The sequence below is a fragment of the Streptomyces vietnamensis genome (assembly GCF_000830005.1).
Lineage (GTDB): Bacteria > Actinomycetota > Actinomycetes > Streptomycetales > Streptomycetaceae > Streptomyces > Streptomyces vietnamensis.
In genome coordinates this window covers 7200938-7214193 of sequence record NZ_CP010407.1, presented here as the reverse complement: position 1 = coordinate 7214193, position 13256 = coordinate 7200938, and the positions used below count along the sequence as shown (strand labels likewise).

Here is a 13256-nt window from a genome sequence, read left to right as displayed (position 1 = left end):
TGGTGGTCAGGACGTTCGGGACGCCGAGTCCCGGCCGCTGCGGGGGGCTTCCGCCGGGCGCGTGGGGTGTGCCTCGGGCGGTCCGAAGGCGCAGGCCAGGGCGACTGGTTCGGCGTCGGCCGCCTCGTGCCAGGGCGGTCGTCGCCAGTGCAGCGCCCCCGAGGTGCCGGCCTGGCTGCCCGGGTCGACGCGCACCCGCCAGGGCGCGCCGGACAGGCCGGTGCCGCGCGCCTTCACGCACGCCTCCTGGACGCTCCAGATCCGGGCGAAGGCGAGGGCGGCCCGCTCGGGCGGCAGGTCCGCCAGGTGTGCCGCCGTCCCGGGTGCGCAGCAGCGGCGCAGCAGGGCGGCCAGGGGAGGCCGGGGCACCTGAGCGTCGACGCCGACGTCCAGTCCGGTGGCCACGGCGGCGGCCGCATAGGGGCCGCTGTGCGAGATGCTCACCCCGGTGTCCGGGGAACCGGGCAGCCGGGGCCGGCCGGCCGGCTCGGGGACCACCGGGGCGCGGGCGTCCTCCTCGCCGGCCGCCTCGGCGAGCAGCAGCCGCAGCAGTGCCCGGCCGGCCAGGTGCTCGCGGGCCCGCCGGGCCGCCATGCCGGCGGCCGAACGGTACTCCTCGGGGCGCAGCCGCCACACGGCCGCGGGCGTCGCCAGCACGGCGTCCACGGGTGCCAGGGCGACGACGACGCCGGGAGCCGGCGTCCACAGGCGGGCCCAGGGCGCACCGGGCGGGCCGACGGATCGGGCGCCCGACTGGCGCCGGGCGGGGGGCGCGGCGGCCGACGGGAGAGGGACGGTGTCAGGCAAGGGTGGGCTCCTGGTCCAGCGGGCTGAGCGAGCCGTTGGCCAGATGCAGCCGGTCGTTGCCGTGGTTCGGCGAGGCAGACCGCGGATCGCGCAGGACGCGCTCCAGGCCGAGCGGCTGGTGGCGCAGGTAGCCGTGGCGCAGCCCGATCGGCTCGATCAGCTCGTCCACGGCAGCCGGGCACTGCTCGGATGCTGTCACCTTCAGAGCGTTGACGGGCAACTGCCAGGACGGGCCGCCCCGTTCCCGCTCGGGCAGTGACACGTATGCGTCAGCGACGTGGCTGAGCATCGCCTGCACGGTGTCGATGCGCCGGCGGGCCCGGGACAGCCGGGTCGGCAGCAGCTCGCTCCTGAGGTTGCGGCGGCGTTCCTCGGGGCTGCGCAGCGGCCGCAGGATACGGGAAAGGGCCCCGGCCGCGGCGCCCAGCCGGCAGGCGCTCCAGCCGAGGTGGGCCAGGAGCGCGAAGTCGTGCAGGGTGAAAGCGTCCTCGGCCACCGGTCCCGGAGCCGCGCCGGTCATTCGGCGTTCAGCCGGTCGCGCTCCACGGCCTCGTAGAGGGCCCTGATGTTGGAGCTGCCGAAACCGCGGGAGCCGCGTCGCTGGATGAGTTCGTAGAAGAGGGTGTTGCGCTCGTAGGGCGAGCGGCTGAACAGCTGGAGCAGATGGCCCCATTCGTCCCGGTCGGCGAGAACGTGGGCGGCCCGCAGGGAATCGATCTCCGAGTGCAGCCCATCGTGCCGTTCGAGGAGCATGTCGTAGTAACTGGCAGGCGTGTTCAGGAACTCCACGCCCCGGCCACGGAACGCGTGCACGGTGGGCACGATGTCGTCGACGAGGAACGCCAGGTGCTGGACGCCCGGGCCCGCGTTGCGTTCCAGGTAGGCGTCGAGCTGTCCGGACCCCAGGCGGGGGTCCGGCGCGACGAGGGTGAAGGTGACACGGCCCGACGCGCTGCGGACGACGATGGAGTCCATGGCCTGTCCTCCGACGTCCACGTACTCCGAGGAGTAGCGGGAGAACCCGAAGGCGTCCCGGTAGAGGTCGGCGTACTCCTCCAGGGTGCCGCCCTCCAGGCAGACGGCGACGTGGTCGAGCAGGCGGATGGGGTCAGGGCGGGACTGCCGTGTGCCCGGGGCGGGCTCGGGTATCCAGGGACGGTCGTCGGGCAGGACCGGACCGGCGTTTTCGGCTGCGGGCAGCAGGGTGTGGCAGACGTCCCCGAATCCCGAGACCACCGTGCGGCCTCTCGTTCCCGGCGTGACGATCCTCGCGCCGGCCGCCGCTGCCGCCTCCCGGGTACGTACGACGTCGTCGCAGCGCAGGGCGATGTCCGCGACGCCGTCACCATGGGCGTCCAGGAACTTCCAGGTCGCCGGGCCCGAGGAGACGACGAGGCGTACGTCTCCCTGCCGCAGGAACACCGAGCTTCGTTCGGGCTCCGTGGACCTGGCCACCTGACTGAAACCCATCGCCCCCTGGAAATAGTCGACGGTGTCCTGTTCATCGCTGGTGAGCAGTTCGACATGGGCGATCTCGCGCACTGCCATTTTGAGAACCCTCTCGAAAGCAGAATGGCCAGGAACGGCCCGCCCGAGCAGCGGTCATTCCTGTGCCGTGAAATCAATCGGAGCGGCTTCGTCCCTCGTGCTCGGCGGATCGGACCGGCGGTCGACAGTAAAATACGGCGCGCATCCGGGTCTCAATTGACCGAAGAATGGGATCGCCCAAGAGCGAATACCCGACCACTATCTCGGGAGTGGCGCCGTTAATCAACGGCGTGGGCGGCCGACGACTCCCGGCCGGCCGCCGGCGCTCGGCGCGCGCTGCCCCGTTGACGCGCTCCTCCAGTTCCTGCGCAGAAGCGCTCCACTTCCCGGCGTACCGGTGCGCGAGTTGCGCGATGAGGGCGCGCCGGTGCGGTGGCACCGCGGCGATGAGCCGGGACCGGCCGGGTGGTGCTTCGGTCCGGCCGGCGGCAGGCCGGACGCGAGGCGTCTGCGGACATCGCTCACGGTCGCCGGGGAGAGCCCGACCGGTGCGGCGATGTGGCGCAGCGAGGCGTCGGGGCGCTCGGCGATGAGTTCCGCCGCCCGCGGCCGGGCCTTGGCGGCGTCCAGGGAGCGCATCCGGCCGTCCCGGCCGCGTCTGGCGTTCAACTGCGGCCGGCCCCCACTTGAACGAGCGCGCAGCGCGGCCACCGCCTTGGCGCTGAGACCCGATACGCAGGCGATCGCCCGGTCCGACAGGTGCGGATGCGAGGCGACGATCCTCTTCGCCGCGATCCACCGGGTCGAGCCGCCGCTGTCAGCCGGTTGAGCTCAGCCCTCGACCCAGCCGTGCTTCTTGACGAACGCGGTCAGCTCTCGTCTGATCTCGACAATCTGAGCAGCAGTCAGCGACGGCGTGCGGAGCAGGAGTTCAGTCAGTTCCACGGTGAACTCGTCCTCACCCACGACGTCGTCGATAACGTTGTCTCCCGCCGAGTTCCTTGCCACCGGAACAGGCGATTCGGCCCCCTCGGCCAGCCGCACCGAGGACGCCTTCGGCCCCCTGTCACCGACGTCGACATCGAATTCCACCGCGAGGCCGGACCTCAGGTAGGCCTCGGGAATGAGGAGGTCGTTGGCGTGCAGGAAGACGTCCTCCTCACCGTTGTCCGGGGCGATGAACCCATAGCCTCGAGCGCCGTCGAACCTCACCACACGACCGGCGACCACACCAACCTCCGAGAAGTCGTCTCTGTATGCCACAACAGCGGAGCGCACCGATCCCGTCACTCTCCCGCGGCGGGACGGCGGGCCGACTGCACCTTCTCGTCGAGCTTCTGGGCGAACTCCAGCCACGTCTCCGCGTACTGCCGGGCGAGGTTCACCACCAGCGCACCGCAGTGCGGTGGGACCGCGGCGGTGAGTTCTAAGCGCTGGCGCATTCCGATGGCGTTCTGGCGCAGCAGGCGCAGCAGGGTCCTGCCCTCCTCCTTGTGCCGCAGGGAGGGGTCGCGCAGCAGCTTCTCCAGCACGGTGATGGGATCGGCGTCGAGCAGTTCCTCCTTGCGCTCGCCGCGCAGCCTTCGCACCCGCGTGGATACGTCGGTCGCCTTGCCCCCCTGCGCCGGCTGCTCGCCGGAGACCACCGGGGGCTCGCCGGCCCGCAGGCGCCTGCGGACGTCGCTGACCGTCGCCGGGGAGATCCCCGCCAGCCGCGCGATCTCCCGCAGTGAGGCATCCGGTCGCTCGGCGATCAGTTCCGCCGCCCGTCTGCGTCCTTCATCACTGTTGAGCGGGCGGACCTTGCCGTCCCTGCCGACCCTGGCGTGCAGCTGCACCACCCCGTCGGCCTGGCGGCGGATCCCGGCCACCATCTTGGCACCCAGGCCCGCGGCACGTGCGATGGCCCGATCGGACAGGTGCGGGTGCGAGGCGACGATCTTGGCCGCAGCGGCCCGACGGTCGGCCTGCGACAGTGGAAGACCATGCGCCACGTTCGCCCGTACCGCATGCAGGAACGCGTCCTCGGTGCTGCCCTCGAAAAATTCCACACTGATCATCTGGTCGCCTCGGACGAAGGCGGCCATCAGACGGTGCATTCCGTCGATCACCCGCATGGTGCGGCGGTCGACGAGGATGGGCGGAAGAGCGTCTTCGATTTCGGCGAGGCGAGCGACGTGTTCCGTGTCCGGCCCTTCGGACCGGGGCGACATACCGGGAAGCAGGGTCGATATGGGTACGTGCTCGGGGCTTGGACGCTCCCGAGGCGACGGTGATCCGGACTCCGACGTTCCGGATCCATCGCCACCGGTGCCCGTGCCGTGGGCATCGGCGGCCGATGGAGGGTTGACGACAGCGTGAAGGACTCTGGCTGGAACTGGCTGATGCAATCTACTCACCCCGTTGGTTGACTGCTCAAGACCTGACACTCGCGGGATCTCAGGGCAGGGGAATTCCACCTCACCGCCGGGCCACGCCGTCCCGACCATCGACAGTAAGCACTGGATCGGCCGTGAGGATCAGACGAAACAAAGGGTTCCGGCCACATTGTGCTTGAGCAGGAAACCACTCATGATGCAGGTCAAAGCGACAAGAATCGACCTGGCGGATACCCCGTCCGGGCCTGACGCCCGGGACCACCAGCACCTTTCACCGAGATCCTCGCCCCCGCCCCGCTCTACAATGTTGCCGGTTGGTTACCAGCAATGATCACGTGTACCGCGTGTCATTGTCGAGCCCTCAACGATTCAGTTTGCACGGTGGGCCCGTCGGAATCTCACAGGTTTTGAACAGGTACTTTCCCTCGCACGCCAGGGAACGAGTGAGGCTGCTGACGATGTCCGGCTCGCATCGGCCCCCTGCGCGCACACGGCGTCCACCCCGTCCGTGGACCGGTGCCGTTTCATCCCGTCGACGTACGCCCGTGGGCCGAGACCCTCACTAAGGATCTTCAGAGTGGTCACCGATCGGGTGACGGCCACGGGCGGATAGCAGACGAGGCCTTCGGGCAATGGTTCGAGATGTCTGACGTCTCAACCGCTGCGACCGGAGGCCTCGTTGGTCACCTATCCTGCCGCACTCGACCTGCCGCACGCGCTCGTGGAGTGGGTCACGATGCTGATCGTCACCCGCGAGGGTGACCGCCGCTGCAAACTGCGGCCCTCGCAACGCGCCGTCATCGCCCTGGTCTACCTGCGCGAGCACACCACCTACGCGAAGCTCGCCGCGGGCTTCCGCATCAGCGAAGGCACCGCCCACGCCTACGTACAGAGCGTGATCAGACTCCTCGCCTCGAGAGCACCGTCCCTGGCCCAGGCATTGCGCCGCGCCCGTCCCAAGTACGTCCTGCTCGACGGCACCATCGCCGAGTGCGACCGGGTCGGCGACCACGAACGGGACTACTCGGGCAAGGCCCGACGGCACGGCGTGAACATCCAGGCCGTCACCGACCCGGCGGGCGAACTGATCTGGTACTCACCCGCGCTGCCCGGCCGCACGGTCGACATCACCGCCGCCCGCACCCACCGCGTCGTCACCGTCTGTGAACGGCTCAGGATTCCCGTCCTCGCCGACAAGGCCTACGCCGGTGCCGGCGGAACCTTCCAGGTGCCGTTCAAACGCCACCTCGGACGCCCCCTCACGCCCAGACAGGCTGCCGTCAACCGTGCACACGCACGGCTCCGCTTCCCCGTCGAGCGGGCCTTCGCCCGCCTCAAGGCCTGGCGGATCTTTCGCAAAGCCCGCATCAGCCCCAACCGGCTCACGTCAATCACCAAGGCCGTCCTCACCCTGGAGAGACAGCGCTGAAGATCCTTACTGAATGCGCCACCCCTGGGAGTGGAGCGCGTCCTCCAGAGCAGGTGCGGCTCGCTGGTCGACGCTCAGCCGGACGACGCCGGTGAGGCGGCCCGTGGAGTGTTCCAGATGGATGTCCTCGATGTTGACGCCGGATCGGTCGGCGTCGGCGAACAGCCGGGCCAGCTGGCCGGGTTGGTCGCCCACCATCACTCCGAGCGTCCGGTAGCGGGCGGGCCGGATGCCGTGCTTGCCGGCGATGCGCCGACGGCCCGACCTGCCCTGGCGCAGCAGGGCGTCGACGCACTGTCGGCCGGCATCGCGTTTGGCCTCGTCCGTGGCCGCCATGGCGCGCAGGGCGGCCACGGCGTCCCCCAGGTCGGAGCCCAGTTCTTCCAGGATGTCGGCGACGACACCCGCGTTGGCCGAGAGGATGTCGACCCACAGGTCCGGGTCACCGCCCGCGATCCGGGTGAGGTCCCGCACGCCCGGCCCGGCGAGGCTCACCGCCCGTTCCCCCGCCTTCGCAAGGCGTTTGGCGACCAGCGCCGCCACGACGTGCGGAGCGTGGGAGACGAGGCCGACCGCACGGTCGTGCTCGGCGGCCGCCATCACGACGGGGGTGCCCCCGCAGGTCGCCACCAGCTCCAGGGCGGTGTTGAGCGTCTCCGTGCCGGTGTCCGGCGTCGGTGTGAGCACCCAGGTGCAGCCTTCGAACAGGTCGGCGCGGGCGGCTGTGGGTCCGCTGACTTCTCCGCCGGCCATGGGATGACCGCCGATGTAGCGGGCGGTGTCGCAGCCGAGCACGACGACGTCCTCCCGCGGCTCCGCCTTGACGCTCGCCACGTCGGTGTAGTGGCGGGCGATCCCGGCCGCCTGGGCGTCGGCCAGGACGCTGCCGACCAGGGCGGGAGGCACCGCCAGCACGGCCAGGTCGACAGCCGCGGTCGGGGCCTCCACGGTCCCGGCGCCCAGGGAGGCGGCGATGCCGGCCGCCTCGGGATCCGCGTCCCTCAGGTGCACCGTCACGCCCCGGGCGCTGAGCGCGAGCGCGACGGATGTTCCGATGAGTCCGGTGCCGACCACAACTGCGGAGCGCATGACGGCTACTTCCTTCTCCGGCGGTCCGGTGTCCGGTGTCCGGTGTCAAAGGCGGCGGGCGGGATCATCCGGCGGTCAGCCGGTGATGGTTCCCCGCTTTCCGCGGGGCCGGGACCTGTGCGGCATCGCCGCCGGACCCGCCCCGCTGGACGAGTTCGATGGAGAGGGCGCCGCTCAGGCGGGGAGGGCGTGCGGCGGCGATGTCATCGACCAGGAAGGACAGCTGCCGCACGCCGGGCCTGTCATCGTCCCCCGCGTGTGAGGTGGACTCCCCGGTCAGAGGGCGTGGTTGGTGCCGGAAGAGGGTGAGGGTCGTGCCGCCGTCGGCGCTGTCCAGGAGGACGGCCGACGGTTCCTGTGCAGCCCCGGACGCGTTTCCCGGCCGCTGCCGGACGAACCCCAAGGCGTCCACGTAGAGGGGGAGGTAGATCTCCGGATCCGGCCCGTCGACCGCGATGCTCACCCGGTCGAGCCGCCCGTTCCCTTCGGCCGACGGCCCGAGACCCTGGGGCAGTTCGACCCAGCGGTGGCCCGCCGGCAGCAGGTTCGCGGTCCGCGTGGCCGGCAGCAGGGTGTGGGTGAGCCCACCGGCCCCGGACAGGATCGGGTTGCCGCGTGTGGAACCGGTCAGGCCGGCGCCGACCCGCACGGCCCGCTGCGCCGTCGCCGTGACATCGGCACAGAGCAGGGCGATGTCCGCGACGCCCTCCCCGTGCGTGTCCAGGAACTTCCAGGTCGCGGGACCCGAAGTGATGACGAGGTGGGCGGCGCCCTGCCGAAGCAGCAGGGAACTGCGGTCCGGCGCCACCGAGTCCGCCACGCAGGTGAAGCCCAGCGAGACGAAGGAGTGGGCGGTCTGCTGCTTGTCCTTGGCGTACAGCTCGACGTAGGCGATGTCGCGCGCTGCCATGCCTGTCCTTCCTGCGAGCGGTGGGGCGGAGGCCGGCGGGCCGGGCGCTCCGGGGGATCCGCTGTTCAACTGTGGCCGTGCGGCAGTTGAACAGGCGGCACGAGATCGGGTTGGGGCACCCCGGCCACGACGTCGGTGTCCTCGGGCGCCTGCTCGGCGAACTGGGTGCGGTACAGGTCGGCGTACAGCCCGCCCTGGCCGATCAGCTCCGCGTGGGTTCCGCGCTCACGGATCCGGCCCGCCTCGACCACGAGGATCTGATCGGCCTCGCGGATGGTGGACAGGCGGTGGGCGATCACGAGTGACGTACGGCCGGCCAGGGCGGTCTTCAGAGCTCGCTGGATGGCGGCCTCCGACTCGGAGTCGAGATGGGCGGTGGCCTCGTCGAGGACGACGACGGGCGGTGCCTTCAGCAGCAGCCGGGCGAGGGCGATGCGCTGCTTCTCCCCGCCGGACAGCCGGTACCCCCGGTCGCCGACCACGGTGTCGAGGCCGTCGGGGAGCGCCTGGACGGCGTCCCAGATCAGGGCCGCCCGGCACGCCTCCGTCAGGTCCTTCTCGTCGGCGTCGGGCCGGGCGTAGAGCAGATTGGCGCGCAGTGTGTCGTGGAAGAGGTGTGCGTCCTGGGTGACCACGCCGACGGTGTCCCGCAGCGACTGGAGGGTCAGGTCGCGGATGTCGTGGCCGCCGATGCGCACCCGGCCCTCGTTGGGGTCGTAGAGGCGCGGCACCAGGTGGGTGATGGTGGTCTTGCCCGCTCCTGACGGGCCGACCAGGGCGGTGAGCTTGCCGGCAGGAGCGCGGAAGGTCAGTCCGTCCAGGGTGAGGACGTTGTCGGCGCGTTCCGGCCTGCGCAGCGCGATGGTCTCCAGGGAGGCGAGGGAGACCTCCTTCGCGACGGGATACCGGAACGAGACGTGGTCGAACTCGATGTCGGGCGCGGAAGCGGCGGCGGGCAGCGCGCGCGCCGTGGGGCTTTGACTGACGATGGGCTTCAGATCCAGCACCTCGAACACCCGGTCGAAGCTGACCAGGGCGATCATCGCGGTCGACTGCAGGGTCGTCAGCTGGTTGATCGGCCCGTACAGCCGAAGCAGCAGCGTCACCATGGCCACCAGGGTGCCGATCTCCAGCGCCCCGTCGATGGTGAGGGCGCCTCCGAGGCCGTAGACAAGAGCCGTGGTCATGGCGGTGAGGACGCCGACGATGATGAACAGGAGCCGCCCCCACACCACGCCGACCGCGGCGACGTCCCGCACCCGGGCGGCCTTGCCCGCGAACATCGCCTCCTCGTCCGTCGAGCGGCCGTAGAGCTTGGCGAGCATCGCCCCGGAGACGTTGAAGCGCTCGTTCATCATCGAGCTCATCTCGGCGTCGAGCTGCATCGTCTCCCGGGTGAGCCGTTGCAGGCGGCGGGCGATGAGCCGAACCGGCACGAGGAAGAGCGGAATCAGCACCAGCGCGGCGACGGTGATCTGCCACGACAGGTAGAACATCGCACCGAGCACGAGGACCAGCGTCAGGAGCGTGGAGACCGACTGGGAGAGCAATGTGGTGACCGCTTGCCGGGCACCGATGACGTCGGCGTTGAGCCGGCTGACCAGCGCACCGGTCTGTGCCCGGGTGAAGAAGGCCAGGGGCTGCTCCTGCACATGGGCGAAGACCTGGGTGCGCAGCTCGTAGACGATGCCCTCGCCGACCCGGCCCGAGCACCAGCTCTGGACGTACACCGCCGCGGCGTCGACCAGCGCCAGTCCGGCGACCGCCAGGCACAGCCCCACCACGACCGAACGGTCCCTCGGCCCAATGCCGTCGTCGATGATCATTTTCAATATCAGCGGGGTGGCGACCGCGTTGCCCGCGTTGACGACCGTGGTCAGCATCAGCAGCAGCAGCGGCCAACGGAACTTCTTCGTATACGGAATGATCCGGCGCACCGTACCCGGCCTGACCCCTTGCCGGATGATCGAATCATCCTCCAGCTGCAGTCCTGCCGGGCCCAGTGCCGGGCTTCCGCCGCCCATCATCGACACGGACATCCGCCTCGTTTCTCATGCAGCCGCGCATGGCGCGCCGCCGCGTGCTCAGTACTTGTCGAAGAACTCGATGACGGCCGCGTTGACCTCGTACGGGCGTTCCAGGTAGCCCAGGTGGCCGCAGTCCGGTATCTCCACGAAGTCGCAGCCGGGGATGGCGTCGGCCACCTCGGCGACCAGGTGGGGCGGGCTGATCAGGTCGTCGGCGAACGCGACGGCCCGGCACGGTTCAGGGCCGGTGTCTGGTGCAGGGTCCACACCCGGCCCGAGGCCGAGGACCCCATGATCAGCAGGACGGGCACACCGCTCCCCGACCGCTGGTAGGAGAGCCGGATGCCGTTGGTGCTCACGAATGGCATGACGAGCCCCTTCTCGTAGGGGGCGACACACACGCCCCGCGCGGCACGGGAGCGGTCCCGGGTGGCCGCTTCGCCGGTGACCTCGTTCCAGCTCTGCTTCCAGGACAGGCTGTGGTGCGCGACTCACCCCTGCTGCGCCGCTGCTCACGATGGCATCGCAGCGCTGCGGCGATCAAGCGTCGCCGACCGCGGACACCCGCCCCGCGGGTGTCCAACCGCCGCGGGGACGCAGTTGAGCACACACCGGGCGTGACCTGGTTCCCGCGCTCGGCAGCATGCTGCTCGTCGACCTGCGCCCCAAGCACATCGACGCCTGGATGAGCACGCAACTCGCCGCCGGCCGCGGGCGCACCACCGTTCACCACGCGGCGGCCATGCCGCGAGGCGCCCTGAACCACGCGGTGCGGACGTGACGGCTGCGCTACAACCCGGCCAGGCACTCCGTACCCGCCGAACCCCGCGCCGCCGTACGCCTCTGCTGGACCCCCGAGGAGGCCGCGGCGTTCCTGCGGCACAACGCGGAGCACTATGTGGAGCTGCGCAAGGAACCAGAGCCGGCTTTTTGCGAGAAAGACAGCGGTATCACCGGGACTCCTCCTGCTTGCGCATCGGTCGCAGCGCGGGCCTGGCCTTCTTCGGGCCGGCGGTCTGGTCGACAAGCCAGGCGGCGAGCCCGTACTCGGCCTGCATCCACGCCAACCGGTTCACGATCCCGCGTGCGGTGCCGGTGCGGGTGGGCGTCACGAGGTTTCGGGCCCTGCGGTCAACCGCCGTACCGCCGGTTCGAGTTCGGCGTGCAGGGCAGTGATCTCGCCGGCCAGGAAGCGGTCGCGCATCGCGGCGCGCTGGATCTTGCCACTGGTGGTGCGGTCGACGCTGCCGCGCCGCACCAGCAGGACGTTGCGGACCGGCGCACCGGTGGCGGCGGTGAGGCGGCGGATGACGGCTGCCGCGGCGGCGCGCAGTTCCTCGGCCGATACGGTCGGGCTGACCTCGTGCACCAGCACGATCCGCTCGTCGGGTGCCTGGACGCCGAAGGCGGCGCCGACGAACCTCTCCAGCGCGGGGTGGGCGGCGCGCGCCTCGTGTTCGAGGTCGTGCGGGTAGAAGTTGCGGCCGTGGACGATCATCACCTCCTTGAGCCGACCGGTGATGAACAGTTCGCCGTCCACCAGGGCACCCAGGTCGCCGGTGCGCAGCCAGCCGGGTTCGGCGTCGTCAGCACCGGCGGGGCGGGCGTGGAAGGCACGGGCGGTGAGGTCGGGCTTGCCCCAGTAGCCGCGGCCGACGCTGTCGCCGCGCAGCCAGATCTCGCCGACCTCGCCGGCGGACAGGGGGCGCAGGGTGGCGGGGTCGACGACGAGGGCGTCGAAGGCCTCGGGGCGTCCGACGCCGGTGATCTCCTTGCTGCGGCCGTCACGGGCGGGAACCAGCGCGGGGTGGTCCGCGTCAGCGAGGCGCTGGGCGTCGACGACCAGGACGGTCGGCGGGAGCTGCATGGGGGTGCCGCTGGCGTAGACGGTGACCTCGGCCATGCCGTAGCCGGCCGCGACGGCTTCGGGACGCAGGCCGATCTGCGCGAATCGCTTGGTGAACGCGGCGATGGTGGGGGCATGGATCGGCTCGGAACCGTTGATCAGGAAGCGCAGCGGTGACAGGTCGAGCCCTTCGAGGTGTTCGTCCTTGATGAGGCGCAGCGCGATGCCGTACGCGAAGTTGGGGGCGGAGGTGGCGGTGGTCCGGAGTTCGCTCATCATCCGGAACCACTCGACGGGCCTGCGGGCGAACACCGTCGGCGGCATCAGGACCGATGTGGCGCCGCAGAAGAGTGCGCCGCTGAGCTGAACGAAGAGACCGAAGTCGTGGTGCAGCGGCATCCAGCTGCCGAACGAGTCGTCACCGTTCAGGCCCACGACGGAGTACTGGGCCTCGAGGTTCGCCAGGACGTTCCCGTGAGCGAGCATCACGCCCTTCGGGGTGCCGGTGGAGCCGGAGCTGTACTGGAGGACGGCGAGCGAGTCGTGGTCGGTGTGGCGGCCGCGGAGCGCCGCTGGAGATGCCTCACCGGCCGGCACGGGGGCGGCGGCCCGGACGGGGACGCGACCCAGGCCCTGCGCGTGGAAGCGCTCGGCGAGCGTGTCGAGGTCCCCGGCGTCGGCGAACACCAGTCCCGGGGTGCAGTCCGCGGCGATCGCGGCGACGCGCTGGGCGGCGCTGCTGGAGCCGGTCACCGGCGGGGCGGGCACGGCGACGAGACCGGACAGCAGGCAGGCGAGGTAGAGCTCGACGAACTCGGTGCCGGTGGGCAGCGCGATGAGGACGCGCTCGCCAGGGGCCAGGTGCTGCGCCAGGTCGGCGGCGCGCAGGCCGGCTCGGCGGGCGAGTTCGGCGTAGCTGAGGCTTTCGTGCGCGGCCTCGGCGGAGCCGCGGTAGATGGTGACCGCGGTCTTGTCGGGGTGTTGGGCGACGCTCGCGGCGAACGCGTCGCCGAGGTTCCGGTAGCCGGTCAGCTCGAAAGCCATTGCTTCCCCTTGGGCTTGGCGCTGCGTCGATCTGGTCGGCGCGCGGACATGCACGGCGGCGCGCGGACATGCACGGCGGCGCGCGCCGCACGGCTGAGTGGTGTCGTTCTCGACTGTCGCGATCAGGCGGTTCGGCCGCGGCTCTGCCCGCGGTTCCTCGATCCGGTCCAGGCGTCCTGACGTCCAGGCGTCCTGACGTCCTGGCATCCGGCCTCGCTGAACTCCGTCGGTTCCTGGC

Annotated in this window: 15 protein-coding genes; 2 read left to right on the top strand and 13 right to left on the bottom strand. The window is 70.9% G+C overall.

Features of this window, described 5'->3' with window-relative positions; all coding sequences use genetic code 11:
• Positions 1-6: 6 nt before the first annotated feature.
• The 6 genes from SVTN_RS32290 to SVTN_RS32265 all read right to left on the bottom strand — a co-directional run bounded on the left by SVTN_RS32290 (position 7) and on the right by SVTN_RS32265 (position 4412).
• Complete coding sequence (locus tag SVTN_RS32290; protein WP_159026526.1) at positions 7-807, bottom strand: 4'-phosphopantetheinyl transferase family protein; 801 nt, start codon at positions 805-807, stop codon at positions 7-9.
• Positions 800-1303: an acyl-CoA dehydrogenase family protein gene (locus SVTN_RS32285; RefSeq protein ID WP_159026525.1), complete on the bottom strand. Its 504-nt coding sequence runs from the start codon at positions 1301-1303 to the stop codon at positions 800-802. The genes SVTN_RS32290 and SVTN_RS32285 overlap by 8 nt, the downstream gene beginning before the upstream one ends.
• A gap of 20 nt (positions 1304-1323) precedes the next feature.
• On the bottom strand, positions 1324-2355 hold the full coding sequence (gene hppD, locus SVTN_RS32280) for a 4-hydroxyphenylpyruvate dioxygenase (RefSeq protein WP_041132260.1): 1032 nt from the start codon (positions 2353-2355) through the stop codon (positions 1324-1326).
• Positions 2356-2577: 222 nt separating this feature from the next.
• The gene (locus SVTN_RS44445; protein ID WP_159026524.1) at positions 2578-2964 is read right to left on the bottom strand and encodes a hypothetical protein; all 387 of its coding nucleotides are present in this window, start codon (positions 2962-2964) and stop codon (positions 2578-2580) included.
• 162 nt (positions 2965-3126) lie between these two features.
• Entirely contained in the window at positions 3127-3525 is a 399-nt protein-coding gene (locus tag SVTN_RS32270; protein WP_078908823.1) for a cold-shock protein, read from the bottom strand.
• Between the two features lie 56 nt (positions 3526-3581).
• Entirely contained in the window at positions 3582-4412 is an 831-nt protein-coding gene (locus SVTN_RS32265; protein ID WP_245727711.1) for a helix-turn-helix domain-containing protein, read from the bottom strand.
• Between the two features lie 940 nt (positions 4413-5352).
• Between SVTN_RS32265 and SVTN_RS32260 the strand changes: the two genes are divergently transcribed.
• Positions 5353-6102 carry an IS5/IS1182 family transposase gene (locus SVTN_RS32260; RefSeq protein ID WP_041132257.1) on the top strand — a complete coding sequence of 250 codons (750 nt, stop codon included), beginning with the start codon at positions 5353-5355 and terminating at the stop codon, positions 6100-6102.
• Positions 6103-6108: 6 nt separating this feature from the next.
• On the opposite strand, the gene SVTN_RS32255 is transcribed toward SVTN_RS32260, so the two are convergent.
• From SVTN_RS32255 to SVTN_RS44650, 5 genes are all read right to left on the bottom strand, one after another.
• Positions 6109-7191, bottom strand: coding sequence for a prephenate dehydrogenase (locus SVTN_RS32255; RefSeq protein WP_041132256.1), 1083 nt, complete (start codon positions 7189-7191; stop codon positions 6109-6111).
• 64 nt (positions 7192-7255) lie between these two features.
• Positions 7256-8101: a VOC family protein gene (locus tag SVTN_RS32250; protein ID WP_052499414.1), complete on the bottom strand. Its 846-nt coding sequence runs from the start codon at positions 8099-8101 to the stop codon at positions 7256-7258.
• 65 nt (positions 8102-8166) lie between these two features.
• Positions 8167-10038 carry an ABC transporter ATP-binding protein gene (locus SVTN_RS32245; protein WP_245727709.1) on the bottom strand — a complete coding sequence of 624 codons (1872 nt, stop codon included), beginning with the start codon at positions 10036-10038 and terminating at the stop codon, positions 8167-8169.
• Positions 10039-10185: 147 nt separating this feature from the next.
• Complete coding sequence (locus SVTN_RS32240) at positions 10186-10305, bottom strand: alpha/beta fold hydrolase (RefSeq protein ID WP_218922692.1); 120 nt, start codon at positions 10303-10305, stop codon at positions 10186-10188.
• 26 nt (positions 10306-10331) lie between these two features.
• A complete protein-coding gene (locus SVTN_RS44650) occupies positions 10332-10496 on the bottom strand; it encodes an alpha/beta fold hydrolase (protein WP_162494303.1) in 165 nt (54 codons plus the stop codon).
• Between the two features lie 275 nt (positions 10497-10771).
• Here SVTN_RS44650 and SVTN_RS44440 point away from each other — a divergent pair, with 275 nt between their 5' ends.
• Positions 10772-10909 (top strand): hypothetical protein, encoded by a 138-nt coding sequence (locus SVTN_RS44440; protein ID WP_159026523.1) that lies wholly within the window; start codon positions 10772-10774, stop codon positions 10907-10909.
• A gap of 169 nt (positions 10910-11078) precedes the next feature.
• On the opposite strand, the gene SVTN_RS44435 is transcribed toward SVTN_RS44440, so the two are convergent.
• On the bottom strand, positions 11079-11240 hold the full coding sequence (locus tag SVTN_RS44435) for a hypothetical protein (RefSeq protein WP_159026522.1): 162 nt from the start codon (positions 11238-11240) through the stop codon (positions 11079-11081).
• A complete protein-coding gene (locus tag SVTN_RS32235; RefSeq protein ID WP_041132254.1) occupies positions 11237-13018 on the bottom strand; it encodes a fatty acyl-AMP ligase in 1782 nt (593 codons plus the stop codon). Before SVTN_RS32235 ends, SVTN_RS44435 begins: the two co-directional genes overlap by 4 nt.
• Between the last annotated feature and the right edge of the window lie 238 nt (positions 13019-13256).

Excerpts from the sequence above, each read along its gene's own strand:
- hppD (WP_041132260.1), bottom strand. The coding sequence starts at position 2,355 with ATGGCAGTGCGCGAGATCGCCCATGTCGAACTGCTCACCAGCGATGAA.
- SVTN_RS32265 (WP_245727711.1), bottom strand. The coding sequence starts at position 4,412 with ATGCGGGTGATCGACGGAATGCACCGTCTGATGGCCGCCTTCGTCCGA.
- SVTN_RS32255 (WP_041132256.1), bottom strand. The coding sequence starts at position 7,191 with ATGCGCTCCGCAGTTGTGGTCGGCACCGGACTCATCGGAACATCCGTC.
- SVTN_RS32250 (WP_052499414.1), bottom strand. The coding sequence starts at position 8,101 with ATGGCAGCGCGCGACATCGCCTACGTCGAGCTGTACGCCAAGGACAAG.
- SVTN_RS44650 (WP_162494303.1), bottom strand. The coding sequence starts at position 10,496 with ATGCCATTCGTGAGCACCAACGGCATCCGGCTCTCCTACCAGCGGTCG.
- SVTN_RS44440 (WP_159026523.1), top strand. The coding sequence starts at position 10,772 with ATGCTGCTCGTCGACCTGCGCCCCAAGCACATCGACGCCTGGATGAGC.
- SVTN_RS32235 (WP_041132254.1), bottom strand. The coding sequence starts at position 13,018 with ATGGCTTTCGAGCTGACCGGCTACCGGAACCTCGGCGACGCGTTCGCC.